The organism is Streptomyces sp. NPDC017943 (assembly GCF_044328425.1).
Lineage (GTDB): Bacteria > Actinomycetota > Actinomycetes > Streptomycetales > Streptomycetaceae > Streptomyces > Streptomyces djakartensis_A.
The window spans coordinates 268033-290850 of the sequence record NZ_JBIRHH010000007.1 but is presented as its reverse complement, the minus strand read 5'-3'; the positions used below and the strand labels follow the sequence as shown (position 1 = coordinate 290850).

Genomic DNA, 22818 nt, shown 5'->3' with positions numbered 1-22818 from the left:
AGAGTTACGTAAAGGCACGCAAAACACTCAGAGGGGTTTACAACGGCACCGTAGGTGGCATGTCGATTTCGCCGACGTGCGAATCCCCGAGCGCACACTGAGCGAAAGGCCCTGGCGCTTATGAACACCACGGTCAGCTGCGAGCTGCACCTGCGCCTCGTTGTGTCGAGCGAGTCCTCCCTGCCTGTCCCCGCAGGCCTGCGGTACGACACGGCCGACCCCTACGCCGTGCACGCCACCTTCCACACCGGAGCCGAGGAGACCGTCGAGTGGGTGTTCGCCCGCGACCTCCTCGCCGAAGGGCTTCACCGCCCCACCGGCACCGGCGACGTCCGTGTCTGGCCGTCGCGCAGTCACGGTCAGGGCGTCGTGTGCATCGCCCTGAGCTCACCGGAGGGCGAAGCCCTGCTCGAGGCCCCGGCGCGGGCCCTGGAGTCCTTCCTGAAGCGCACAGACGCCGCCGTGCCGCCCGGCACGGAGCACCGGCACTTCGACCTCGACCAGGAGCTCTCACACATCCTGGCGGAGAGCTAGGCCGGGACCCCACAAGCCGCCCGGCGCCGTCGACTCGGGGAGACGGCTCGGGCCGGAACAACCGCATACAGGTCACACCGGCGCCTGCTCCGCGGCTCACGCGGGGCGGCGCCGGTGTGCGTGCGCCCGGCCCCCGGACCGGGCGTGCGTGCGGGAACCACGGCGTGCCCGGAGGCGTTGTCATCGAAGCCATGTGCGGGCAGGAGGGCGGACCGGCCGCGGTCGAGCCGTTACCATCGGCCAGCATCGGCGGGCGCCCGCCCGACCCTCAGGCCAGGGAGCGAATCGTGCTGATCACCCACGACACCCGGTGCGCCCTCGACACCGTGGTCGATCTGGTGAACACCGCACCGGACGACGACACGGCGCCGGACGGGCTGCCGGACGTGGCGACCCTCGCGGATTTCGTACGGAACCACGAGATCAGCGACGTCGGAGTGCTCTCGGAGTTCGACCTCTCGGCGGTGCGCAAGATCCGCGGACGGTTCGCCGCGGTGTTCGCCGCACCGGACGCCCGGGCCGCCGCGGTGCTGATCAACGAACTGGTCGCGGCCGCGGGCACCACGCCCCGTCTCACCGACCACGACGGCTACGACTGGCACGTCCACTACTTCGCCCCCGGCGCCTCCGTGGCCGACCACCTGGCGGCGGACTGCGGGATGGCCCTGGCGTTCTTCGTGGTCGCCGGGGAGCAGGAGCGGCTGCGGCGCTGTGAGGCGCCCGACTGCCGGCGCGCCTTCGTCGACCTCTCCCGCAACCGCTCCCGGCGCTACTGCGACAGCCGGACCTGCGGAAACCGGCTGCACGTGGCCGCGTACCGGGCGCGCCGCAAGGAGGCGGCGGGCTGAGGAGTGCCGCCGGGCACCGGGCGGACGTGGTGGCGCGGCCCCGGCGGGTGACGCCGGGCACCGCGGGTGGGGCTCACAGCAGCAGCAGGTCGTGCAGCGAGGCCATGAGCAGCAGGGTCCCGATCACCGCCAGGAAGATCATCAGCGGTGGCTGGGAGAGGGCGAAGAGGCAGCCGCGCGGCTCGTCCCGAGGGGGACGTTCCGGCAGGGCGGGCGCCTCGACCCGTGGGGAGAGCCGCTCGTCGGGCGAGGCGGGTGCCTCGTGCCGCGGCGGCGCGGGGTCGCTCTGTTGCGTGGTGTCCAGCATCTCGCGGCGATGATGACGCAGTCTCCCGGCCGGACGCGATCAGCAACCTGCCTGCGTGCGGGGATGCGCCGAAACCGCGAGGTCCCGTTCGCCTTGTGATCACTTGCGCGCGCCCGGTTGCGCACTGTGACGCATCGACCCCGCACGCGCGACGTCAGATGCCGTGCTTCTTGAGGATCGCCTCGATGTCGCTGAAGTCGTCGTCGCCCCGGGGTGTGGCGGCGGGGCGCGAGGCCGGGCGCGAGCCCTGGCCCAGGGAGGGCGCGGAGGCCGCCGGCGCCACCGCGTCGGACCGCTCCGCGGCACGGGCCGCGGCCCTGCGCTCCTTGCGCGTACCGCCCCGGCGGCGCTCGACGACCCGGGTCGTCGCGAACAGCACCCACGCCAGGCCCAGGAGGCCGAAGCCGGCCCAGGCGGCCGGGCTGAACGCCGTGTCCGCCAGCCACTCGACCACACCGGTCATGACCAGGCCGATCGGCACCAGCGCGTAGGCGGCGATCCGGGCCGCCGTCAGGAAACGCTTGCGGTACGCCGTGACGGCCGCGATGCCGAGGCCGGCCGCGGACACGGCGGAGCAGACGGTCTCGGCAATCATCCGGGGCCTCCAGGCGTGCGCGGTCGTTCGTCCCCTCCATCGTGCACCCGCCGCACCCCGGCGGGCCATGCCTCCTGCGGACATCAGGGACATCTCCGGGTCGCCTCCTCCGCAGGTGCCGGTGCCGCGCCGGTCTCCCCCGCACCACCGCGGCACCCGGCGGCTGGGAGACTGTCCGCATGAGTGACTCCTCCCCCGCCCCCGTCCTCGAGGTCTGGTGCGACCTCCAGTGCCCCGACTGCCGCACGGCCCTGGACGACCTGCGTGCCCTGCGCGCCCGATACGGCGACCGGCTGGAGGTGCGGCTGCGGCACTTCCCGCTGGAGAAGCACAAGCACGCCTTCGCCGCCGCCCAGGCCGCCGAGGAGGCGTGGGAGCAGGGCCGTGGGTGGCCCTACGCCGAAGCCCTGCTGGACCGCGTCGAGGAGCTGGACCGGGCGGGCGAGCCGTTCCTGGTCCAGCTGGCCCGTGAACTGGGGCTGGACGCCGAGGAGTTCGACACCGCGTTGATCGACGGCCGGCACATCCTGGTCGTGGACGCCGACCAGGCCGAGGGCAAGGCGCTCGGCGTGACCGGCACCCCGACCTACGTCATCGGCGGGGAGCGGCTCGACGGCGGCAAGAGCCAGGACGGGCTGCGCGCGCGGATCGAGGAGATCGCGGACCGGTTGCTGGCCGGTGGACAGGACTGATCCCCGGCCCGCCGCGCCCCCGGGCCGGGCCGGTCAGAGCAGGGGCTTGTACATGGCGTACAGCGTCGTGCGGTAGCCGAGCGAGTCGTAGAGCCGTTCCGCCGGGGTGTTGCCGGCGAAGACGTTGAGGCCGAGGGTGTGTCTGCCCTCGGCGATCGTCTGGGCCTCGGCGACCAGCAGCAGGGTGCGACCGTGTCCGCGGCCCCGGTGCGCGGCGTCCACGACGACGTCGAAGACGAAGGCGTTGTCCTCGCGCACCGCCAGCCACAGGGTGCCCACCGGTGTGCCCAGGTGCTCGACGACGCTGATCAGCATGCCGGAGGTGGCGAGGCCCTCGGGCAGGAGATCGGCGTGGTCGCGCTCCGACTTGGCCCGGGCCTCCGCCTCCGGGACGCCCCGGTCGACCCAGTTGCGTGCGTAGTCCTCCTTGCCCTTCTCCAGCCAGGGCCCGAACTCCGCCTCGGTCATCGGCCGGGCGCGGCTGCCCTCGGGCAGCTCCGGCGGGGTGTCGCCGAGCCGCTTCTCCATGCCGCGGTTGCGCACCACGTAGCCGAGCGCGGCGGCGAGCCGGAGACCGGCCGGGGAGTCGGCCGGCACCGAGCCCTCGATCCGGTGGCACCCCCAGCCGCGCGCCACTTCCTCGGCGGCGAGGGCGGCGACCGTGCCGCGACCCCGCCCGCGGTCCGGCTCGTCGATCTGCAGGTGCGTGATCCGGGCCACCGCCTCGCCGAACACCGGATGGGTGCCGAGGTGTATCGCGCCCACGGGACGGCTGTTGACGCACACCTGGTAGCGGCGCGAGCGCGTGCCGTCGTCGTTTCGCTGAAGCGGCTCGGTCGGCCGCAGGGTCGTGGTCATCACCGGTGTTCTACCCGGAACCACGGCCCTGGTCAGCCGAATATCGCGGGCCCGTCAGGGATCGAGGTCGTCCGCGGAGCGCTCCTCGAAGATCCGCATGGCCTTGGCGGTCACCGGGCCCGGCGCGCCGGGCAGCTCACGGCCGTCGACGCGGTGCACGGCCTGCACGTCGCGCAGGGTGGAGGTGAGGAAGACCTCGTCGACCCGCTCCACGACGTCCAGCGGCAGGTCGGTCTCCCTCGCGCCGGTCCACTCGATCGCCAGGGCGCGCGTGATGCCGGCGAGGCAGCCGGAGGCGAGCGGCGGCGTGTGGATCTCGCCGTCGAGGACGACGAAGACGTTCGACCCGGTGCCCTCGCACAGCTGCCCCACCGTGTTGGCGAACAGCGCCTCGGAGGCGCCCTGTTCGCGGGCGCGGGCCAGAGCGACGACGTTCTCGGCGTACGAGGTGGTCTTCAGGCCGGTCAGGGCGCCGCGTTCGTTGCGGGTCCAGGGGACGGTGATCGCGGCGGTCGCGTCGGGCCGGCGCTTGGTCTCGCCGAGGGCGACGACGAGGGTGGGGCCGTGGTCGCCGCGGTCCGAGCCGAGCGGTCCGTGGCCGCCGGTGTAGGTGATGCGCAGGCGGCCGAGGGGGACCGGGACGGCCTCCAGGACGGCGGCGCAGGCGCGGCGGACCTCGTCCAGGTCCGGGTCGGGCAGGCCGAGGCCGCGCGCGGAGCGGGTGAGCCGGTCCAGGTGCCGGGTGAGGGCGAACGGCCGGCCGTCCACGGCTTTCACGGTCTCGAAGATGCCGTCGCCCACGGTCAGTCCGTGGTCGAAGACGGAGACGCGGGCGGACTCGATGTCCTGCAGCCCGCCGTCGAGCCAGATCTTCACGTCAGGTCCTCTCCACTCACCTCGTACGTTCCCGACGCTATCGCGAGCAGCCGGGAGGCCTTCAGCTCGGTCTCGCGCCACTCCCCCTCGGGGTCGGAGCCCCACGTGATGCCCGCGCCGGTGCCGAAGCGCAGCATGCCCTCGGCCCGGTCGATCCAGAAGGTGCGGATGCCGACGGCCAGCTCACCGGTGCCCCGGTCGGCGTCGACCCAGCCGATGCCGCCGCAGTACGGCCCACGCGGCGCCGTCTCCAGGGCGTCGATGATCCGCAGTGCGCTGGACTTGGGGGCGCCGGTGACCGAGCCGGGCGGGAAGGCGGCGCCGAGGAGCTCGGGCCAGCCGGAGCCGTCCCGCAGCTCGCCCCGGACGGTGGACACCAGGTGGACCAGTCCGGGGTGCTTCTCGACGGCGCACAGGTCGGGCACGGTGACCGTGCCGGTGGCGCAGACCCGCCCGATGTCGTTGCGGACGAGGTCCACGATCATCACGTTCTCGGCGTGATCCTTCTCCAGGAGGTCCGCCTCGGTGCGGCCGGTGCCCTTGATCGGCCCGGACTCGACGGTCCGCCCGTCGCGCCGCAGGAACAGCTCGGGGGACGCGGTGGCGATCTCCACCCCGTGCCCGGGCAGGCGGATCGTTCCTGCGTAGGGCGCCGGGTTGCCCCGGGCCAGCAGGGCGGTGAGGGCGTCGACGTCGGCGCCGGGGGCGACGGGCGCGGACAGTACTCGGCACAGGTTCGCCTGGTAGACGTCGCCGGCCGCGATGTGCTCGCGGATGCGCCGGACGGCCGCGGTGTACGCGGCGCGGTCCAGCGAGGACGTCCAGTCACCGGCCCCCGGGCCCCGCCACGCGCCGGGCACCGGCAGCGGCACCTCCGCCGTCCGTACGTCGCGGAAGCGGGCGCAGGTCAGACGGCCCTCGAAGTCGGCGCAGACCGCCCAGAAGCCGCTGGACTCCAGCGCTTGCGGGTCGTCGGTGACGTCGAGGAGCCCGGTGGCGACGCGGTCACCGAAGCGGGCGAGGGGAGGGAGGTCGAGCACGCGTCGAGTCTATGGCGGGTGTCCGGCGGGTGACCGGGGGATGTCCCCCACGGGGTCCTCGCGAGGTCCCTGAGCAGGGCAGGTGCAGCACGCTGCGCAAACGCGTTTTTGTACTGGCACCGGAATCCGCTAGAGTTCAACACGTCGCCGGGCCGCGGGAGCGGTCCAAAACGACAGGCGGACGTAGCTCAGTTGGTAGAGCGCAACCTTGCCAAGGTTGAGGTCGCGAGTTCGAACCTCGTCGTCCGCTCGAAGGAAGAGGGGGCTTCCCGGCCCCCTACACTCCTGGTGGAGTGGCCGAGAGGCGAGGCAACGGCCTGCAAAGCCGTCTACACGGGTTCAAATCCCGTCTCCACCTCCAAGGACGATTAGCTCAGCGGGAGAGCGCTTCCCTGACACGGAAGAGGTCACTGGTTCAATCCCAGTATCGTCCACTGGATCGTGAAGATCCGTCCCGCGCGATTAGCTCAGCGGGAGAGCGCTTCCCTGACACGGAAGAGGTCACTGGTTCAATCCCAGTATCGCGCACGCAGTGCCCATGGTCCGCTGCTCGCAGTGGTCATGGTCCCGAGGACGATTAGCTCAGCGGGAGAGCGCTTCCCTGACACGGAAGAGGTCACTGGTTCAATCCCAGTATCGTCCACACCACCCAGGAGCCCCCGGCCGTTCGCGGCCGGGGGCTCCTGTCGTCGCGTGACTCAGGACGAGAACAGCATGTGCCCGAAGCTCTTGTGGCGGTGGTGACCGTGGTGGCCGTGGCCGCCGTGCGGGGCGCCCCAGGCGGGCGCCGGAGGGGCCGGGTAGGCCTGCGGGGCGGGCGGGGGCGGCGGCGCCGGCTGGGACCACTGGGACTCCAGACGGGTCAGTGACTCCAGCTCGCCGTAGTCCAGGAAGATCCCGCGGCAGCCGCTGCACTGCTCGATCTGGACACCGTTGCGGTTGTACGTGTGCATCGGTGCGTGGCACTTCGGACACTGCATGGTCGGTCAACTCCTAGCCGGTCGGTCCTGCTTCACGTCTCGCCAGGACAGACTCCGTCCCGCGCTGGTCGGTTGCACCCTACGCCCGGTTCACCTGCGTCAACTGCGGTGGGGAGATCGCCATTCGGTCACAGGCGTCCACGACCGCCCGCTCCACCCCGTCCAGGTCGCGGCCCGCGGCGGCCGCCTTCACCACGGCCCGGGCCGCGGTCTGCACGGTCAGGGCTCGGGCGCAGACGTCCAGCGCGGGCCAGGGGTCGCCCTCGGCGGGTACGGCCGGTCCCCCGGCCCGCCGGTAGGCGTCGAGGAAGCGGGTCCACTCGCCGGGCGGCAGCAGGCCGCAGGCGTACCAGGCGGCCGGACGGGCCAGGTCCCAGGCCGGGACGCCCACGCCGGCGTCGTCCACGTCGATCAGCAGCCAGGGGCCGCCGGGGGCGGGGTGGCGTACGAGCTGGCCGAGGTGGAGATCGCCGTGGCAGAGGGTGCCGGTGCCGGGCGTCGGCGCCTCGTCCCGGGCCCAGGGCGGGAGGGTGTCCCAGGCGCGCAGGACGGCGGCGGTCGCGGGGCCCGGCACCGCCCGGCGGAGGCGGGTGACGGCCAGGGCGGCCTTGGCGGGTCCGCGCATGGGCGGCAGCCCGTCGGGGACCGGGGCCCGGTGGAGGCGGGCGAGCAGCGCGCCGGCCTCCTCCCAGGGCGCGGCGTCGGGATCCGCCGGGTCCACCGGCACGCCGTACGGCCAGAGCGTCACGAGGCGGTCGTGCAGGTCCAGGGGTGCCGGGGTGAGCGGGGGCAGGAAGACTCCCGGGAGGCGCTGGGCGAGGGCCAGACGACCGGCCAGCCCGGCCGGGTGGGTGTCCGGGGCGTGGGCCTTGGCGACGGTGTCCGCGTGCCGGACGACGAGACCGTCGGGCCGGTCGGCCAGGGTGACCGCGGCGCAGGGACACGCGCGGGAACGCGCGTGCGCGGCGGCCCGCGCCTCGGCGAGAAGCGCGGCCGCGAGCGGACCGGAGTCGGACGTCACGGGGCTCCCCTGCTGCCGGGCGGTGGCGGTCCCGGGTGAGATTACGCCGGGTGGGGCGGGCGTGGTGCAGGGCGGTGGCGGGTGCTGTGTGCCGTGGTCTGGGAGGGGGGCGGTGGGGGGCTGTGCGCCGCGGCCTGGGAGGGGGCGGTGGCGGGTTGCGTGCGCTGCGGCCTCAGGGGGGCGAGTGCGCGGGCCGTCGCGGGTGCTTGCGGGCTTCTTCGCCTCCCGGGACCGGGTGAGATCGCCGGGTCGGCGGGCACGTGCAGGGCGGCGGCGGGTTTCGTGCGCCGCGGCCCGGGAGGAGGGCGAGTGCGCGGGCCGCCGTGGGCGCTTACGGGCCTTTCCGCCTCCCCGGACCGGGTCGATCGCCGAGTCGGCAAGCGCGGGGCAGGGCGGTGGCGGATGCTGTGCGCCGCCGCCCGGGAGGAGGGCGCGTGCGCGGGCCGCCGTGAGTGCTTGCGGGTCCCTTCGCCTCCCGGGACCGGGTGAGATCGCCGGGTCGGCGGGCGCCGTGCAGGGCGGTGGCGGGTGCTGTGCGCCGCGGGCCGGGAGGGGCGCGGGTGCGCGGGCCGTCGTGGGTGTCTGGGGGCTTCCCGCCTCCCGGGGACAGCAATGCCGGCGCAGCTCCCCAGCTGCGCCGGCATTTGTGCCGTCCGCCGCACCCCCGTCCCCACGGGGTTTCATGGGTGGATGTCCCCGCCCGGACCGCTCTTCCGGGCCTGGGGTCGCCGCTCAGCGCCCCAGCATCTCGCCCACGGACGACGCCTGTGTGGCCACTGTCTCCCACCCGTCGAAGACGAGGAGGAGCAGGACCGCCAGGGGAAGGGCCATCAACGTCGCCACCACCGGGTGGCGACGGCCCTGGCGGCGCGGACGGAACGCGGCGGCGTACGCCCTGCGTCCCTCCTCGCGGATCAGCGTCCGCGCTGCCGTGTGGGCCATGGTCCTCTCCTGACCGTGTTCCGTTGTCGTCGGCAGCGGCGGGCGTCTGACCTCGGGGGACGAGTGCTGCCACCCGCCGCTTGACCTCAAATCTAGGTTCTGCGCGACGCGCGGGCGTCATGCCCTCGTACCGATTGCCGGGCCTCCCGGAGGATGAGCCGCCACCTGCGGCGTACTCCCCTGGGTGGAGACGCGGGCACGGCTCTCAGGGTCTTCCCCGACAGGTAGCCCGAGTCATCCAGCTTTGCCCCGGCCCGCCTCCCGCGGAACCGGCTGTTCCACCAGGGCCTCCCCCCGCCGCCCGCGCGGCGCACCGGCCCGACCGGCGCGTGACTTCGCTCACTTCCACGGCACCCCGGCGCACCGCCGTGTCCGCCCGGCGGCACGTCCCACCGGCGGCCGGGTCGCGGGTACGGGGTGCGTCCCCCGCGTCCACGGCCGTCTCCGTCCGGTCACCCCGCACAGGACCAATCACCCCTCCGCGACGGGTGGTTGAGATCATCGGAGACCTTAAGTCCGCCTTCCCACGCCCTCCCTGACCACCTTTCACGTCGTCCGCCCCGCACTGACAATCCATCACTCCGAGAGGGCGCGGCCTCTGCGCGCGGGCGGCCGTGGAAACGTAAGCTGTGGCTCGTCACAGGACCGGGCAGCGGGGATGAACATGGCGATGATGCGCCTGAGGCGCGAGGACCCGCGCGTCGTCGGCTCGTTCAGGCTTCACAGACGGCTCGGCGCGGGTGGGATGGGCGTGGTCTACCTGGGCTCCGACAAGAAGGGGCAGCGGGTCGCGCTGAAGGTCATCCGGCCGGATCTGGCGGAGGACCAGGAGTTCCGTTCGCGGTTCGCCCGTGAGGTCTCCGCCGCCCGCCGGATCCGCGGCGGCTGCACGGCCCGGCTCGTGGCGGCCGACCTCGACGCGGACCGCCCCTGGTTCGCCACCCAGTACGTACCCGGCCCCTCCCTGCACGACAAGGTCGCCGCGGAGGGGCCGCTCGGCGCCGCCGACGTCGCCGCCGTGGGAGCGGCCCTGTCGGAGGGCCTGGTCGCGGTGCACGAGGCCGGGGTGGTGCACCGGGACCTGAAGCCGTCCAACATCCTGCTGTCCCCGAAGGGCCCGCGGATCATCGACTTCGGCATCGCCTGGGCGACCGGGGCCTCGACGCTGACCCATGTGGGTACGGCCGTCGGCTCGCCGGGCTTCCTCGCACCGGAGCAGGTGCGCGGTGCCGCCGTCACGCCGGCCACCGACGTGTTCTCCCTCGGTGCCACGCTCGCCTACGCCTCGATGGGCGACTCGCCCTTCGGGCACGGGAGTTCCGAGGTGATGCTGTACCGCGTCGTGCACGAGGAGCCGCAGCTGCACGGCGTGCCCGACGCCCTGGCCCCGCTGGTGCGGGCGTGTCTGGCGAAGACCCCCGAGGAGCGGCCCAGCACGCTCCAACTGTCGCTGCGGCTCAAGGAGATCGCGGCCCGCGAGTCCCAGGACCTCGCCGGTGTGCGGCCGCCGGCGCCGCGCGGCGGCGACGGCGAGCGGCCCGTCGACACCTACCCGGACCGCGGCCGGGGCAGGCAGGGCCCGCCGGCGCCGTCCGGGCCGCAGCGGGGCCGGGGCACTCCCCCGCCGCGCCGTGTGTCCGGGCCCGGCGAGGGCCTTGCCGCACAGGACGGCCCGGGCTCCCAGAGCGGATCCGCCGTGCGCGGCGGGACCCGGGGGCAGGGCGGTGCGAAGCGTCCGGCGGGGGCGGGCACCCGCGGCCGGACCGCGGGGCGCGGTACCGGCGCCGCCCGCGGCGCCACACCGTCGCGGCCCGGGACGCGGCCGACGCCGACCGGACGCAACGGGACCCGCTCCGGCACCGGCAGCCGGCCCGGCCCGCACAGCGGCACGGGGCGGCCCGCACAGCGCAACACCGGAACCGGCCTGCGGCCCGCCAACCCGCGGCTGCTGCGCCAGCGGCTGTTCGTGTTCGTGGTGGTGACCCTGCTGGTCGCGGTCGGCATCGCCCTGGTCCAGGGCTGCCAGGGCCCGGCGCGGGGACTCGGCGGCGACGGACCCGGCGTACGGCAGGACCGGGTGCAGCAGGACCCGGCGCCCTCCGGCCACCGGCCGTTGGGCGGAGCGGTCCCTCAGGCCGTGGGCCGACCGGTGGCCACGGCGTAGAAGGCCACGGCCGCCGCCGCGCCCACGTTGAGGGAGTCGACGCCGTGGGACATGGGGATGCGCACCCACGCGTCGGCGGCGTCCAGGGCCCGGGTGGACAGCCCGTCACCCTCGGCGCCGAGCATGAGCGCCACCCGGTCCAGGGTGTGCGGGGCGACCTCGTCCAGGGACCGGGCCCGCTCGTCGGGGGTGAGGGCCAGCAGGGTGAAGCCCGCTTCGCGGACCTGCCGCAGGTCCTGGGGCCAGGTGTCCAGGCGGGCGTACGGGACGGCGAAGACCGCGCCCATGGAGACCTTGACGCTGCGGCGGTACAGGGGGTCCGCGCAGTCCGGGGAGAGCAGGACCGCGTCCATGCCGAGGGCGGCGGCCGAGCGGAAGATCGCGCCGATGTTGGTGTGGTCGTTGACCGACTCCATGACGACCACGCTGCGGGCGGTGCGCAGGAGGCCGTCCGGCGTGGGCAGGGGTTTGCGCTGCATGGAGGCGAGGGCGCCCCGGTGCACGTGGTAGCCGGTGACCCGCTCGGCGAGCTCGGGAGCGACGACGTAGACGGGCGCGGGCGCCTCGTCGATCACGTCGCGCATGGCGTCGACCCACTTGGCCGACAACAGCATCGACCGCATCGCGTAGCCGGCGTCCCCGGCCCGGCGGATGACCTTCTCGCCTTCTGCGATGAACAGGCCCTCGGCGGGTTCACGCCTGCGGCGCAGTTCCACGTCGGTCAGGCCGGTGTAGTCGCGCAGGCGCGGGTCGTCCGGGTCCTCGACGGTGATGAGATCGGCCACAGCGTTGTACTGCCTTGTCATGGAAGTGGTGCGACGGCTCGGGGCGGGTGACGCCCCGCCGTCCTACGGGAGGGGTTCGACGGTCTTGGGGCCGACCGTGACGACCGGTCCGACGACGATGACGGCCGGGGGCTTCACGTTCTCCGTCCGTACGGTCTCCCCGACGGTGGCGAGGGTGGCGTCCACCCGGCGCTGGGCGGCCGTCGTGCCCTCCTGGATCAGGGCGACGGGCGTGTCGGGGGACCGGCCGTGGGCGACGAGCGTCTCGGCGACCTTCCCGATCGTGCCCACGCCCATGAGGATCACGAGCGTGCCGGTGAGCTTCGCGAGGGACGGCCAGTCGACCAGGGACCGCTCGTCGTCGGGGGCGACATGGCCGCTGACGACCGTGAACTCGTGGGCGACCCCGCGGTGGGTGACCGGGATGCCGGCGGCGCCCGGGACCGAGATCGAGCTGGAGATGCCGGGTACGACCGTGCAGGCTATGCCAGCCTCGGCGAGCGCCTGGACCTCCTCCATGCCCCGCCCGTAGACGAACGGGTCGCCGCCCTTGAGCCGCACGACGGCCTTGCCCTGCCGGGCGTACTCGATCAGGGCGTTGTTGATGGCCTCCTGTGCCATGAACCGGCCGTACGGCAGCTTGGCCGCGTCGATCACCTCGACGTTCGGGGGCAGCTCGGCGAGCAGGTCGCGGGGGCCGAGGTGGTCGGTGATGACGACGTCGGCCGCGGCGAGCAGGCGGCGGCCGCGCACGGTGATCAGGTCCGGGTCGCCGGGACCGCCCCCGACCAGGGCGACCCCGGGCGTGCGGGTGCGCTGGTGCGGGGCGACGAGGGTGCCGTCGCGCAGGCCCTCCACGACGGCGTCGCGGATGGCGGCGATGTGGCGCGGGTCGCGCTCGCGCGCGTCGGTGGTGAGGACGGCGACCGTGACGCCCTCGCTCTCGCTGTGGCCGCTGGCCGGGGTCCAGGCCGTGGCCGCGTCGGCGTCGTCGGCGCGGACGCACCAGATCCGCCGGCGCTCCGCCTCGGCCGAGGCCAGCGTGTTCGCCTCCGCGTCGCTGGTGGCGACGAGGGCGTACCAGGCGCCGTCCAGGTCGCCGTCCTCGTAGCGGCGCCGGTGCCAGGTGAGCTCCCCGGCGTCGGCCATGGCCTGCACCGAGGGGGTGACCTCCGGGGACACCAGGACGATGTCCGCGCCCGCCGCGATGAGGGCGGGCAGGCGGCGCTGGGCGACCTGGCCGCCGCCCAGGACGACCACGCGGCGGCCGGCGAGGCGGAGGCCTACGGGGTAGGCGGGGTGTTCGGCCATGGTGGTGGGGCTCCTGAAGGGGGGCGGGTTCGGCAGCGGCCCTGACGTGCGGATTTTAAGCCGCACGGGCCTCCGCGCGGCACAGGTGTCCGGTGGCTGAGCACCCCGGCCGGGCGCAAAGCCACCGGAAACGGTTCGACCCTACTTCTCGGTCACTCCCGCGGAGTCGAACGTGGCCACCTCGTGCATCGCCCGGGCTGTGCTCTGCACCAGGGGCAGGGCCAGCAAGGCGCCCGTGCCCTCGCCGAGGCGCAGGTCCAGGTCGACCAGGGGGCGCAGGCCCAACTTGTTGAGGGCCGCCACGTGGCCCGGCTCGGCGCTGCGGTGGCCCGCGATGCACGCGGCCAGGACCTCCGGGGCGATCGCCCGGGCGACCAGGGCGGCGGCACCGGCGCTGACCCCGTCCAGGATCACCGGGGTGCGCAGCGAGGCGCCGCCGAGGAGGAGACCCACGAGGGCGGCGTGCTCGAAACCGCCGATCGCGGCGAGCACCCCGATCGGGTCGGCCTGGTCCGGCTGGTGCAGTTCCAGCGCGCGGCGGACGACCTCGGTCTTGCGGGCGAGGGTCTCGTCGTTGATGCCGGTCCCCCGGCCCGTGACCTCGGCCGGGTCGGCGCCCGTGAAGACGGAGATCAGGGCGGCCGACGCGGTCGTGTTGCCGATGCCCATCTCACCGGTGAGCAGGGCCTTGTTCCCGGCGGCGACGAGGTCGCGGGCGGTCTCGATGCCGACCTCGATGGCCTGCCGGGCCTCCTCGCGGGTCATCGCGGGGCCGGTCGTCATGTCGGACGTGCCGCCCCGGATCTTGCGGGGCAGCAGCCCCGGAGTGGCCGGGAGGTCGGCGGCGACGCCCACGTCCACGATGCACACCTCGGCGCCCACCTGGGTCGCGAAGGCGTTGCAGACGGCGCCCCCACCGAGGAAGTTGGCCACCATCTGGGCGGTGACCTCCTGCGGCCAGGGGGTGACCCCCTGGGCGTGGACGCCGTGGTCGCCCGCGAAGATCGCCACGGCGGCGGGCTCCGGGATGGGCGGCGGGCACTGGCGGGACAGACCCGACAGCTGGGCGGAGATGATCTCCAGCATGCCGAGCGCTCCGGCCGGCTTGGTCATGCGCTTCTGGCGCTCCCACGCCTCGCCGAGCGCCTTGGCGTCCAGCGGGCGGATCTGCGCCACGGTCTCGGCAAGCAGGTCGTGCGGTTCCTCTCCGGGCAGTGCGCGTCGGCCGTACGTCTCCTCGTGCACGACCCACGACAGCGGGCGGCGCTTGGACCAGCCCGCCTGCAACAGCTCGGGCTCGTCCGGGAACTCGTCGACGTAACCGACGCACAGATAGGCGATGACCTCGAGGTGCTCGGGCAGTCCGAGCGCGCGCACCATCTCACGCTCGTCGAAGAAGCTGACCCAGCCGACGCCGAGTCCTTCGGCGCGGGCGGCGAGCCAGAGGTTCTCCACGGCCAGGGCGGCGGAGTACGGGGCCATCTGGGGCTGGGTGTGGCGGCCGAGGGTGTGGCGGCCGCCGCGGGTCGGGTCGGCGGTGACGACGATGTTCACCGGCGTGTCGAGGATGGCCTCGATCTTCAGTTCCTTGAACTGCTTGGCCCGGCCCTTGGGGAGGGACTTCGCGTACGCGTCGCGCTGGCGCATGGCCAGCTCGTGCATGGCCCGCCGGGTGTCGGCGGAGCGGATCACGACGAAGTCCCAGGGCTGCGAGTGGCCCACGGAGGGCGCGTGGTGGGCGGCCTCCAGGACGCGGAGCAGCACCTCGTGCGGGATGGGGTCGCTGCGGAAGCCGTTGCGGATGTCCCGGCGTTCGCGCATGACCTTCAGGACGGCCTCGCGCTCGGCGGGGCCGTATCCGGGGGCGGCGGGGCCGGTGGAGGGGCGTGCTTCTGCCACGGCTGCCGCGCTCTCTTCTCTCTGGTTCTCCTGGCCCTCCAGGTCTTCCTGATCGGCGGCCCGGGTGTCCAGGTCGTCGGCGCTCTGGGCGATCCCTGCGTCGCCGTCGCCGTCCCCGTCGCGGGGCGCGGGCACGGGGACGACGGCTCCGGGGGCTCCGGGCTGCGGGGACTGCGACTGCTGCGGGCCCTGCACGGGCTGCGTGCCGCCCGCCTCCGGCGCGGGGGCGGGGAGGACGACGGTGACGTGGGCGGTGGCCGACGCCGTCGGGCCGACCGGTTCGGCGGTGCCTTCCGCGTCCGCGGAAGCGGGCGCGGGCTCGGCTGCCGGGGCCGTGGCGGGCCCGGCCGGGGCGAGGGCTTCGCTCTGGGCGAGGACTTCGGGCTGGGCCTGCTCGGCCTCGGGCGCCTGAGGCGCGGCCGTGTCCTCGGGGGTGACGGTCGGCTGGGCCGGTGCTTCCGGGTCGGCCGCTGCGGGGGCGGGTTCCTCGGCGGCGGCCGGCTGGGGGACCGTCGCCTGCGGTGTGGGCGTCGTTGCCTGGGCGGCCTGTGCCTCGGGGGCGGAGGGGGCGTGCGCGGCCGGCGCCGGCAGGGCCGCGTCGCCGACCGCCGGGACCTCGGGCCCCGGAACGGCCTGGACACCACCGGCCGGGACTTCGGCGGGCGCCTGGGGCGGGGTCACGACGGCAGGTTCGGGGGCCAAGGCAGCGGGGGCTTCCGGGAAGGGGACGGGTTCGGGAGCCGCCGCGGCCGCGGGGGCCGGGGCGGCCTCGGGCGCGTGGGCGGCCTCGGGAGTCTGTACGACTTCGGGCGCCGGGGCGGTCCCGGGGACCGAAGCGGTTCCGGACGCCGGGGCAGTCCCGGGATCCGGGGCGGTCTCCGGGGCAGGGACGGCAGTCGGAGTCGGAGCCGTCTCGGGGGCCGGAGTGCCCTCAGGGGCTGGGGTGCCCTCGGAGGCTGGCGTGCCCTCGGGGGCCGGGGCGGCTTGGGCAGTCGTCACGGCTGCGGGGGCCGGGGTCGCCGGGGAGGAGGGAACCGGCTCCTGGGGAACCGGGGTGGCGGCCGCGGCCACCGTCCCGGCGGCCTGGGTGGCCGCCTCCGCGGCGGCGATCACCGCGCCGGGCGCCTCGGCGGCGACAGCCGCCTGGGGGGCCGCGGCCGACGCCGGGTCGACGGCGCCGGCAGGCTGCTCGGCGGCCACCGGGGTCTGCTCGGCAGCGACGGGTCCCTGCTCGACGACGGTCGGGGGCTGCTCGGCAACAGCGGTGCCCTGCACAGCGGAAACCGCGCCCTGCTCGGCGGAAGCCGAGTCCTGGTCGGCGGAAGCCGAGTCCTGGTCGGCGGGCGTCGGGCTCTGGCCGGGAAGCGCCTGGCCCTGTCCGGCAGCGGCCGGGACCTGCTCCACCTGCACCGGAGCGGACTCGGCGAGCACCGGCCCCTGCTCGGCCGGAACCGCGGCCTGGGCGCCCGGCTCGGTGTCAACCGCCCCCGGCTGCACGGCATCCGCGGCTCCCGACACCGCCGCTTCGGCCTGCCCGGTGGGCTCGGCCACCGCGGCCTGCGGCCCGACAGCGTCCTGAACCGCCCCGGCTTCGGCGGCAGTCGGGGCGGCCCCCTCGGGGCCGGAGGGTGCGAGGCCCGGTCCGGCAGCCTGTACGGCAGCGTCCGGTTCCGGGGCGACGGCGCCTGCTCGATCCTCCTGGGCGGGTGCCTGGCCCGCGGGTTCGGCGAACAGTCCCGCCTCCCCGAGAGCCCCGGCACCGGTTGCCTGGGCTTGCACGGCACTCACGCCCGCCGCGGCCTCGGCGGCCGGGAGGTGCCCGGCGTCCTGCGGGGCGCCCGCGGCGGGGTCGACCGCTCCGGCCTGCGCCGGCACCTGCGGCTCCGCCTGCGCGGGCTGTGCCGCCTGCGGAACATCGGCCGGGTACGGGGCCTGCGGGGCGGCGACCGCCTGGGCCGTGCCCGCCGGGGCCACTCCCGGAACTCCCGCTTCCGGAACAACCGTTTCCGCAGGGAGCGCCCCCGCGCCCATCGGGACCTGGGCCGCGCCCTGCGCGCCCCAGGGCGCGCCCGCGGGCGTCTCGGCGGCCCGGGGTGCGTCCAGGTACTCGGGGCCCACCGCCTGCGCGACGGCGGGCTGGCGCACCGGAGCGTCCGCGGGGCCGCGGTCGGCGAGGGAGCGGACCGGGCTGGCGGAGCTGTCGGGCAGGGGCGGGCCGAGGTGAAGCGGCCGGCGCGGGGAGACGGGCGGGATGGGCGGCGGATCGGGCAGTCGGACGCCACCGAGGTCCACCGAGCCGCTGTCGCGGCCGGAGAGTTCGTGCGGGCCCGGCTGGTGCACGGTCTCGACGACCGGCTCCGGCGCGGGCGGCGGGACCTCGTTGCCCCACGCGCCCTGGGCGCCCGGCAGCAACAGGTCCTCGTCCTCGGTGGAGTCGTCGGAGAGGTAGGTGTACGAACCGTGCGCGGAGGCGCCCGGCTGCTCCACCATGCCTGCGCTCTCCGGCAGTCCCTCGCCCGGGACCTGGCCGGTGTCGGTCATGCGTACCCCTCGCCCATCGGTTAGTGCTCCTACGACCAGCTCGCCGGAACGGCGCACCGACCGCCCCGCTGTGAAGAACGAGCGTGCGTCCCCAGCGGCACGAACGGCCCGCCGGAAAAGGCGACAAAGCCACTCAGTGGCATTGTTGCGGCCGTACCACCCTCACGGCAGCATGATCCGCGACGGTTCCGCTGTGGACTGCGCCACGTTGCGCGTCCTTCGGTTCTGCCGTACCACACCCACCCCAAAACGGGCGGGCTTTTTGGACATTGGCCGACGAAGTGCCGGGCGTCCGGGTGCGGTGCAGCGATCGGCCAGCCTACCGCGCGCAGTACGACAAACCGATCACGGGGACGGTCGCCGGGTCAGACGCCGCGTTTCGGCAGGACCCCGCTGAGCAGGAACGCGACGCTCCGCTCCTTCTCCGTCCAGGCCCCCGTGTCGAGTTCGACGGACTGGAGGAGGGCGCACTCGACGGTGTAGCCGTGTTCGGTCAGATCGCGGCCGACGAGTTCGGCGGCGTCGCGGGTGGCGGCGTGCGTGACGATGCGCTCGGGGCGCCGGTCGGCGACGGCCGAGACCACGGCCGCTCCCCCGCCCCCGACGCGGACGACGTCCGGCTCGGGCAGGTTCTCCAGGACGTGCGGGGCGGTGCCGTGGACGACCTGGAGCGGGACGCCGAGGCGGCGGGCGGCGGCGTCGGTGCGGGCGCAGGCGTCCGGGTCGCTGTCGACGGCGATGACACCGGCACCGGCGCGTGCGGCCTCGACGGCGAAGGCGCCGCCGCCGCAGCCGATGTCCCAGACGAGGTCGCCGAGGCGCGGTCCGAGGCGGGCGAGTTGGGAGGCGCGCAGCAGTTGCGTCTCGCCCTCGCCGGGGACGCCGTCGTAGGTGCCGGCGGGCAGGGTCCAGCCGCGCGGTCCGGTGGACGGGTCGCGGCCGGAGATCCAGCCGCCGTTCTCCCCGGCCGTCTCGGGCCGGACGGGGCCGCCCAGGACGATGACGACGTTGGGGTCGCGCCAGGTGTGGTCGGCGGCCTTGTCGGAGGTGACGACACTGACGCGTTCGCGGTCGGTGCCGAGTTCCTCGCAGACGACGAAGGAGCGGTGGACTCCTTCGAGGAGCAGGCCGAGTTCGGCGGGGCCGGCGCCGGGCGAGGTGAGGACGGCCACCTTGGTGTGGGCGCGGCACACGTTGACCGCGCGGCGCAGGGTGCGCCGGTGCGCGACGACCACCTGGGCGTCGTCCCAGGGCATTCCGGCCCGGGCGAAGGCGGCGGCGACCGAGGAGACCGCGGGCACGACTTCGACCTCGAGGCCGAACTCCGGTGCGCGCAGGGTGCGTACGACGCCGAAGAAGCCGGGGTCGCCGTCGGCGAGGACGACGGCCGTGCCGCGGTGGGCGGCGATGCGGCGGGCGGCGAGGGCCACGCTGCCGAGGCGGATGCGTTCGGCGCCGGCGGGCACCTCGGGCAGCGCCAGATGGTGGGCGGCGCCCGCCACCAGCGTGGCGGCGCCGAGGGCGGCGCTCGCCGCGGCGGTCAGCGGCGAACCGTCCCAGCCGATCACCGTGACCCGGTCGGCCATCGTCGTCAGTCTCCTGGGGGTCGCGCAGGTCTTCTGCGTGTCGTCGTCGGGGGAAGCCGCCCGGGGGCGGGCTTGGTGAGGGTACCCGGTGGGGATGTGGGAGGGGGCGCCGGTGTCGCGGCGGCCGCCCGGTCGCGGGTGCGGGCGCTCAGTTCCAGTCGCCGAAGGACGTGAAACCGTCGCGGAGCTGCTCCCCGACGCCCTCCAGGTCCTCCGGGAGCAGGCTCCAGACGATGAAGTCGGTGCGTACGTCGGCCCAGGTGCCGTCCTCGGCCCGGGCGCGGGCTATGCAGGCGTTGCGCAGGACGCCCTCGCTGATGCAGCCGATCTTCTGGGCGACCTGCTGGGAGGCGGTGTTGTCGGCGGCCGTGCGCAGCTCGATGCGCTCGAACTTCTGGTCCGTGAAGAGCCACTGGGCGGTGGCGAGGGCGGATTCGGAGGCGTAGCCCTCGCCCCGGGCCCAGGGGGCGATGATGTACGACAGTTCGGTGGAGCGCACGTGCCAGTTGGTCTTCCCGAGCTGGACGAGGCCGACCAGGCGCTGGGTGAGGAACTCGGTGACGGCGAAGTCGAGTCCGCGGCCCCGGGCGCGTTGGGTGGGGGCGTACTCGGTGATCCAGGTCCGGGCGTCGGCCTCCGTGAAGGGCTGCGGGACCGAGGTCCAGGCCGCCACCTGCTCGTCGTTCATCATCGCGGCCAGGGCGGGGACGTCGTCCTCGTCGAGTGGACGCAGCACCAACCGCTCCGTGCTGATGGAGACGTTGGGGAAGGTGCTCGTCATGCGCCGCTCCGTAACCTTCGGTGAACCTTCAGGGCATGCTGAACTGCCCAGCATGCAGCATGAAAGCAGTTGTGCGCACCACGGGGCCCCGCCTCGACCGTGAGGCGGGGCCCCGTGCGCGCGGGTGCCGTTCGCGGGCTCAGAAGGAGGCGAGCACGGAGCCTTCGTACTTGTCCTGGATGAACTTCTTGACCTCGGGCGAGGTGAGGAGCTTGGCGAGCTTCTTCACGCGCGGGTCGTCCTCGTTGCCCTTCTTCACGGCGAGGAAGTTGCCGTAGGGGTTGTTCTTCGGGGACTCCAGGATCAGGGCGTCCTCGGAGGGCTTGAGGTCGGACTCCAGGGCGTAGTTGCCGTTGACGACGGAGGCGTCCACGTCGTCGAGGGAGCGCGGCGTCTGGGCCGCCTCCAGCTCCTTGAACTTGAGGTTCTTGGGGTTCTTGGTGATGTCGGCCGGGGTCGCCGCGTTGCCGACGCCCTCCTTGAGCGTGATCAGCCCGTTGTCCGACAGGAGCTTGAGGGCGCGGGCCTCGTTCACCGTGTCGTTGGGGACGGCGACGGTCGCACCGCTCTTGAGCTCCTCGACCTTGTCGACCTTGTTCGAGTAGAGGCCGAGCGGCTCCAGGTGGACCGTGACGACGGGCACGATGTCGGTGCCGTTCTTCTTGTTGAAGTCGTCGAGGTACGGCTTGTTCTGGAAGTAGTTGGCGCCGACGGAGCCGTCCTGCGTCGCGGTGTTGGGCGTGACGTAGTCGGTGAACTCCTTGACCTCGAGGTCGAGGCCCTCCTTCTTCGCCAGGTTGTCCTTGACGAAGGTGAGGATCTCGGCGTGCGGGGCCGGACTGGCGGCGACGACGAGGGGCCCGTCGGAACCGGAGCCGGAGTCGCCCGATCCGCAGGCGCTGAGCCCGAGGGTGAGGGCTCCGGCGGCGAGGACGGCGGTGGTGATCTTGGCGGTGTTACGCACGAAAAGTGCCTTTCCTTATGGCCTGGGGGTGGTGCTGCCCCGTCATGGGTGGACGGGGAGTTCAGGAGGCGGCTTTGAGGAGCCGCAGTCTGGGGGCGGGGCCCGAGCGGGCGCCGCGGCGGTGCAGGGAGCGTGCCGCGTAGTCGCCGGCGAACTGGATCAGGGAGATGACGACGGCGAGGATGGCGACGGTGATCCACATGAGCTGGGTCTCGAAGCGCTGGTAGCCGTAGCGGATGGCGATGTCGCCGAGGCCGCCGGCGCCGACGGTGCCCGCCATGGCGGAGTAGCCGATGAGGGCGACGACCGTCGTGGTGGTGCTGGAGATCAGCGACGGCAGGGACTCGGGGACGAGGACCTTGCGCACGATGGTCCAGGTGTTGCCGCCCATGGCCTGCACGGCCTCGACGAGTCCGTGGTCCACTTCGCGCACGGCCGTCTCGACCAGGCGCGCGAAGAACGGGATGGCGCCGACGGCCAGGGGCACGATGGCGGCCTCGCGGCCGATGGTCGTGCCGGTGATCCACCGGGTGAAGGTCATCAGCGCGACCATCAGGATGATGAACGGCAGCGACCGGGCGATGTTCACGACCTGCCCGATGACCTTGCTCGCGACGACGTTCTGGAGCAGGCCGCCGCGGTCGGTGAGGACCAGCAGGACGCCCAGCGGGAGCCCGCCGACGACGGCGATGAGCGTGGACCAGCCGACCATGTAGAGCGTGTCCCAACACGCCTGGGTCAGCAGGGGCTGCATCTCGGACCAGGTCACTTGGCACCTTCCTTCACCAGTACGGACTCGTGGCCCGGGACGTCGATCTGCAGGCCCTGCTCGCGCAGGAACCCGATCGGGACGACGTTGTCCTCGTAGCGGCCGGGCAGTTCGATGCGCATCCGGCCGACCTGGAGGCCGCCGACGGTGTCGATGGCGGCGCCGAGGATCGATATGTCGATGTTGTAGGTGCGGGCGAGCTGGGAGATGACGGGCTGGGTCGCGCTCTCGCCCTGGAAGGTCACGTCGACGACGGTGCGGTCCGCGCCCGAGGCCTCGCCGTCGAGCGGGAACAGCGCGGCGGCCAGTTCCGAACCGGGGGTGGCGAGCAGTTCGCTGACCGTGCCCGACTCGACGATGCGCCCGTTCTCCATGAGGGCGGCCGAGTCGCAGACCGACTTCACGACGTCCATCTCGTGGGTGATCAGCAGGACGGTGAGACCGAGCTGCCGGTTCAGGTCGCGCAGCAGCGCCAGGATGGAGCGGGTCGTCTCGGGGTCGAGGGCGCTGGTCGCCTCGTCGGACAGCAGGACCTTGGGGTCGCCGGCCAGGGCGCGGGCGATGCCCACGCGCTGCTTCTGGCCGCCGGACAGCTGGGACGGGTAGGCGCCGGCCTTGTCGGCGAGACCGACCAGGTCGAGCAGTTCGAGGGCCTTGCGGGAGCGGTCCCGGCCGGACCGCCCGAGGATCTCCAGCGGCAGTTCGACGTTGTCCTGGACGGTGCGCGAGGACAGCAGGTTGAAGTGCTGGAAGACCATGCCGATCCGGCTGCGCGCCCGCCGCAGCTCCCTGCCGGCGCGGGGCCCGCGGCCCGCAAGGGCGGTGAGGTCCTGCCCGGCGACGGTCACGGTGCCGGAGGTGGGGCGTTCCAGGAGGTTGACGCAGCGGATGAGCGAGGACTTGCCGGCGCCGGACTGGCCGATGACGCCGTACACCTCGCCCTCGCGGACGTGCAGGTCCACGCCGTCCAGGGCGGTGACCTCGCGGCCGCGTGAGCGGTAGACCTTGGTGAGGCCCGATGTGGTGATCACTGGGTTTCCGTCACTGTCGAGTGCGCGGGCGTGGGTGTGCCCGGGCACAGGTGCATTCGGTCAGGGACGCGACACGGTTCTCACGGGAAAGGGGAACCGGGGAGAAACATGTGCGCGGGCGGCTTCGCGTCACGCGCCGCTCAGGGCGTGCGGACGGGCCGCGGTCTCGCTTCGGGGCGCGAGCTCGGGGTGGTGCGGGGGCCCTCTAGAAGGCGCACATTCGACACATACAACGAGCACCGGGCGTCATGGTCGCCTCGGTCGCGGGGGCGCGGTCGCTCGTCGTGGTCATGC

20 protein-coding genes, 5 tRNA genes and 1 pseudogene are annotated in these 22818 nt (G+C 74.0%); 9 read left to right on the top strand and 17 right to left on the bottom strand.

What is annotated here, in order from left to right:
* Positions 1-120 precede the first annotated feature (120 nt).
* Both ACH4C6_RS24200 and ACH4C6_RS24195 read left to right on the top strand, forming a co-directional pair.
* Positions 121-534 (top strand): SsgA family sporulation/cell division regulator, encoded by a 414-nt coding sequence (locus ACH4C6_RS24200; protein WP_004002642.1) that lies wholly within the window; start codon positions 121-123, stop codon positions 532-534.
* Between the two features lie 287 nt (positions 535-821).
* Complete coding sequence (locus ACH4C6_RS24195; protein ID WP_398110669.1) at positions 822-1382, top strand: CGNR zinc finger domain-containing protein; 561 nt, start codon at positions 822-824, stop codon at positions 1380-1382.
* Between the two features lie 73 nt (positions 1383-1455).
* On the opposite strand, the gene ACH4C6_RS24190 is transcribed toward ACH4C6_RS24195, so the two are convergent.
* Both ACH4C6_RS24190 and ACH4C6_RS24185 read right to left on the bottom strand, forming a co-directional pair.
* A complete protein-coding gene (locus ACH4C6_RS24190; protein WP_398110803.1) occupies positions 1456-1689 on the bottom strand; it encodes a hypothetical protein in 234 nt (77 codons plus the stop codon).
* A gap of 154 nt (positions 1690-1843) precedes the next feature.
* A complete protein-coding gene (locus ACH4C6_RS24185) occupies positions 1844-2284 on the bottom strand; it encodes a hypothetical protein (protein ID WP_398110668.1) in 441 nt (146 codons plus the stop codon).
* Between the two features lie 179 nt (positions 2285-2463).
* Between ACH4C6_RS24185 and ACH4C6_RS24180 the strand changes: the two genes are divergently transcribed.
* The gene (locus ACH4C6_RS24180) at positions 2464-2976 is read left to right on the top strand and encodes a DsbA family protein (protein WP_398110667.1); all 513 of its coding nucleotides are present in this window, start codon (positions 2464-2466) and stop codon (positions 2974-2976) included.
* A 33-nt stretch (positions 2977-3009) separates the two neighbouring features.
* On the opposite strand, the gene ACH4C6_RS24175 is transcribed toward ACH4C6_RS24180, so the two are convergent.
* Genes ACH4C6_RS24175 through ACH4C6_RS24165 form a run of 3 tightly spaced genes read right to left on the bottom strand, consistent with a single transcriptional unit; the run spans position 3010 to position 5750 of the window.
* Entirely contained in the window at positions 3010-3834 is an 825-nt protein-coding gene (locus tag ACH4C6_RS24175) for a GNAT family N-acetyltransferase (RefSeq protein WP_398110666.1), read from the bottom strand.
* Positions 3835-3888: 54 nt separating this feature from the next.
* Complete coding sequence (locus ACH4C6_RS24170) at positions 3889-4710, bottom strand: aminotransferase class IV (protein ID WP_398110665.1); 822 nt, start codon at positions 4708-4710, stop codon at positions 3889-3891.
* Positions 4707-5750 carry a chorismate-binding protein gene (locus tag ACH4C6_RS24165; protein WP_398110664.1) on the bottom strand — a complete coding sequence of 348 codons (1044 nt, stop codon included), beginning with the start codon at positions 5748-5750 and terminating at the stop codon, positions 4707-4709. Before ACH4C6_RS24165 ends, ACH4C6_RS24170 begins: the two co-directional genes overlap by 4 nt.
* 177 nt (positions 5751-5927) lie before the next feature.
* Here ACH4C6_RS24165 and ACH4C6_RS24160 point away from each other — a divergent pair.
* From ACH4C6_RS24160 to ACH4C6_RS24140, 5 genes are all read left to right on the top strand, one after another.
* Positions 5928-6000, top strand: a tRNA-Gly gene (locus ACH4C6_RS24160).
* 37 nt (positions 6001-6037) lie between these two features.
* Positions 6038-6111 (top strand) — tRNA-Cys (locus ACH4C6_RS24155).
* A gap of 1 nt (position 6112) precedes the next feature.
* Positions 6113-6184, top strand: a tRNA-Val gene (locus tag ACH4C6_RS24150).
* 22 nt (positions 6185-6206) lie between these two features.
* Positions 6207-6278 (top strand) — tRNA-Val (locus ACH4C6_RS24145).
* A gap of 43 nt (positions 6279-6321) precedes the next feature.
* Positions 6322-6393 (top strand) — tRNA-Val (locus ACH4C6_RS24140).
* A gap of 55 nt (positions 6394-6448) precedes the next feature.
* Here ACH4C6_RS24140 and ACH4C6_RS24135 read toward each other — a convergent pair.
* The 4 genes and pseudogenes from ACH4C6_RS24135 to ACH4C6_RS24120 all read right to left on the bottom strand — a co-directional run bounded on the left by ACH4C6_RS24135 (position 6449) and on the right by ACH4C6_RS24120 (position 9156).
* The gene (locus ACH4C6_RS24135; protein WP_398110663.1) at positions 6449-6730 is read right to left on the bottom strand and encodes a zf-TFIIB domain-containing protein; all 282 of its coding nucleotides are present in this window, start codon (positions 6728-6730) and stop codon (positions 6449-6451) included.
* A gap of 79 nt (positions 6731-6809) precedes the next feature.
* Positions 6810-7751 (bottom strand): phosphotransferase family protein, encoded by a 942-nt coding sequence (locus ACH4C6_RS24130; protein ID WP_398110662.1) that lies wholly within the window; start codon positions 7749-7751, stop codon positions 6810-6812.
* A gap of 732 nt (positions 7752-8483) precedes the next feature.
* Positions 8484-8693 (bottom strand): hypothetical protein, encoded by a 210-nt coding sequence (locus ACH4C6_RS24125; protein ID WP_398110661.1) that lies wholly within the window; start codon positions 8691-8693, stop codon positions 8484-8486.
* A gap of 234 nt (positions 8694-8927) precedes the next feature.
* A pseudogene (locus tag ACH4C6_RS24120) lies at positions 8928-9156 on the bottom strand (hypothetical protein).
* Between the two features lie 195 nt (positions 9157-9351).
* Here ACH4C6_RS24120 and ACH4C6_RS24115 point away from each other — a divergent pair.
* A complete protein-coding gene (locus ACH4C6_RS24115) occupies positions 9352-10857 on the top strand; it encodes a protein kinase (RefSeq protein ID WP_398110660.1) in 1506 nt (501 codons plus the stop codon).
* On the opposite strand, the gene ACH4C6_RS24110 is transcribed toward ACH4C6_RS24115, so the two are convergent.
* The 8 genes from ACH4C6_RS24110 to ACH4C6_RS24075 all read right to left on the bottom strand — a co-directional run bounded on the left by ACH4C6_RS24110 (position 10824) and on the right by ACH4C6_RS24075 (position 22524).
* Positions 10824-11642 (bottom strand): TrmH family RNA methyltransferase, encoded by an 819-nt coding sequence (locus ACH4C6_RS24110; RefSeq protein WP_398110659.1) that lies wholly within the window; start codon positions 11640-11642, stop codon positions 10824-10826. The genes ACH4C6_RS24115 and ACH4C6_RS24110 overlap by 34 nt on opposite strands.
* A 63-nt stretch (positions 11643-11705) precedes the next feature.
* Positions 11706-12953 (bottom strand): uroporphyrinogen-III C-methyltransferase, encoded by a 1248-nt coding sequence (gene cobA, locus ACH4C6_RS24105; RefSeq protein WP_398110658.1) that lies wholly within the window; start codon positions 12951-12953, stop codon positions 11706-11708.
* Between the two features lie 141 nt (positions 12954-13094).
* Positions 13095-17393, bottom strand: coding sequence for a nicotinate-nucleotide--dimethylbenzimidazole phosphoribosyltransferase (gene cobT, locus ACH4C6_RS24100; RefSeq protein ID WP_398110657.1), 4299 nt, complete (start codon positions 17391-17393; stop codon positions 13095-13097).
* Positions 17394-17758: 365 nt separating this feature from the next.
* Entirely contained in the window at positions 17759-18979 is a 1221-nt protein-coding gene (cbiE, locus tag ACH4C6_RS24095) for a precorrin-6y C5,15-methyltransferase (decarboxylating) subunit CbiE (RefSeq protein WP_398110656.1), read from the bottom strand.
* Positions 18980-19127: 148 nt separating this feature from the next.
* Positions 19128-19760: a GNAT family N-acetyltransferase gene (locus ACH4C6_RS24090; protein ID WP_398110655.1), complete on the bottom strand. Its 633-nt coding sequence runs from the start codon at positions 19758-19760 to the stop codon at positions 19128-19130.
* 139 nt (positions 19761-19899) lie between these two features.
* On the bottom strand, positions 19900-20724 hold the full coding sequence (locus ACH4C6_RS24085; protein ID WP_398110654.1) for a MetQ/NlpA family ABC transporter substrate-binding protein: 825 nt from the start codon (positions 20722-20724) through the stop codon (positions 19900-19902).
* Positions 20725-20785: 61 nt separating this feature from the next.
* On the bottom strand, positions 20786-21493 hold the full coding sequence (locus tag ACH4C6_RS24080; protein ID WP_398110653.1) for a methionine ABC transporter permease: 708 nt from the start codon (positions 21491-21493) through the stop codon (positions 20786-20788).
* Positions 21490-22524, bottom strand: a complete 1035-nt coding sequence (locus ACH4C6_RS24075) for a methionine ABC transporter ATP-binding protein (RefSeq protein ID WP_398110652.1) — start codon at positions 22522-22524, stop codon at positions 21490-21492. Before ACH4C6_RS24075 ends, ACH4C6_RS24080 begins: the two co-directional genes overlap by 4 nt.
* Positions 22525-22818 lie beyond the last annotated feature (294 nt).

Excerpts from the sequence above, each read along its gene's own strand:
- ACH4C6_RS24125 (WP_398110661.1), bottom strand. The coding sequence starts at position 8,693 with ATGGCCCACACGGCAGCGCGGACGCTGATCCGCGAGGAGGGACGCAGG.
- ACH4C6_RS24115 (WP_398110660.1), top strand. The coding sequence starts at position 9,352 with ATGAACATGGCGATGATGCGCCTGAGGCGCGAGGACCCGCGCGTCGTC.
- ACH4C6_RS24180 (WP_398110667.1), top strand. The coding sequence starts at position 2,464 with ATGAGTGACTCCTCCCCCGCCCCCGTCCTCGAGGTCTGGTGCGACCTC.
- ACH4C6_RS24200 (WP_004002642.1), top strand. The coding sequence starts at position 121 with ATGAACACCACGGTCAGCTGCGAGCTGCACCTGCGCCTCGTTGTGTCG.
- ACH4C6_RS24175 (WP_398110666.1), bottom strand. The coding sequence starts at position 3,834 with ATGACCACGACCCTGCGGCCGACCGAGCCGCTTCAGCGAAACGACGAC.
- ACH4C6_RS24185 (WP_398110668.1), bottom strand. The coding sequence starts at position 2,284 with ATGATTGCCGAGACCGTCTGCTCCGCCGTGTCCGCGGCCGGCCTCGGC.
- ACH4C6_RS24090 (WP_398110655.1), bottom strand. The coding sequence starts at position 19,760 with ATGACGAGCACCTTCCCCAACGTCTCCATCAGCACGGAGCGGTTGGTG.
- cobA (WP_398110658.1), bottom strand. The coding sequence starts at position 12,953 with ATGGCCGAACACCCCGCCTACCCCGTAGGCCTCCGCCTCGCCGGCCGC.
- cobT (WP_398110657.1), bottom strand. The coding sequence starts at position 17,393 with ATGACCGACACCGGCCAGGTCCCGGGCGAGGGACTGCCGGAGAGCGCA.
- ACH4C6_RS24190 (WP_398110803.1), bottom strand. The coding sequence starts at position 1,689 with ATGCTGGACACCACGCAACAGAGCGACCCCGCGCCGCCGCGGCACGAG.
- ACH4C6_RS24135 (WP_398110663.1), bottom strand. The coding sequence starts at position 6,730 with ATGCAGTGTCCGAAGTGCCACGCACCGATGCACACGTACAACCGCAAC.
- cbiE (WP_398110656.1), bottom strand. The coding sequence starts at position 18,979 with ATGGCCGACCGGGTCACGGTGATCGGCTGGGACGGTTCGCCGCTGACC.